Annotated in this window: 1 pseudogene; it reads left to right on the top strand. The window is 57.9% G+C overall.

What is annotated here, in order from left to right:
• Positions 1-688: 688 nt before the first annotated feature.
• Positions 689-768: pseudogene (locus GWG54_RS21110) on the top strand (EamA family transporter); the annotation flags it as partial.

The following is a 768-nucleotide window of genomic DNA, read 5'->3' as shown; positions in this document are numbered from 1 at the left end:
ATATGTGGTGTTAGCAGCGATTCCGAACTCAAGTTCAGGAAACAGCAGTGACGACGCTGCGCGAGTCACCTGCGTTGCCTCAGTTGTCTCGACCATATCGAGACAACGAGGACAACGACAATCGTCGCTTGGTCACTTCAGCAACTACTGTCAAGCCGTGGGCTTGAGCGTGGGACTCCCCTTCTGCCGACAAACTGTCGTAGATAGTGTAATCGCCGTTCAGGTTCAGCGTCCCGCTCTTGAGGGCGAGATGACCGTCGCCCAACCCCGAGGGACGTTTGCCCTCGGGTGACGCACCGACGGGGCGTTCCGAATCGGAGTCAGCGAAACGCTACTCAGAACGAGGGCGAACGCGCATCGAAACTCCCTCGTGGATCCCCCTGGGCGATACGCGTCCGTTTTGCTCGCCCTCGTCGCCCTCGCTGCGTCCGCCGAGAACCTGCGAAAGCGGTCGGGAACGCGAGAACTCTTCCGGGCCCGATATAAATGGATTATTCGATTAAGAGTGAGACCGATGCGGGCACGGCCGGTATGCAGTATGTATGGCACGGAGATACCACGCCGATGACCGAGGTAGCGACACTGAATTGAAAATCTACCTCCCTGCCGGGGTTACCCCGCCGTTCGATACCGGTCGCTTCGAGCGTCTTCGGGCGTCGCTACGCAACCGTTACGTTGAATCATCATAATGGGTTTCCCTCAGATAGATTCGGCCGTGTTCTTCGGGTCGATTACGATGGTCACGTGGGGGATCTGGGTAGTTCTGGG

The sequence above is a fragment of the Natronococcus sp. JC468 genome (assembly GCF_012163165.1).
GTDB lineage: Archaea > Halobacteriota > Halobacteria > Halobacteriales > Natrialbaceae > Natronococcus > Natronococcus jeotgali.
This window is presented reverse-complemented; position numbering and strand designations above follow the sequence as displayed.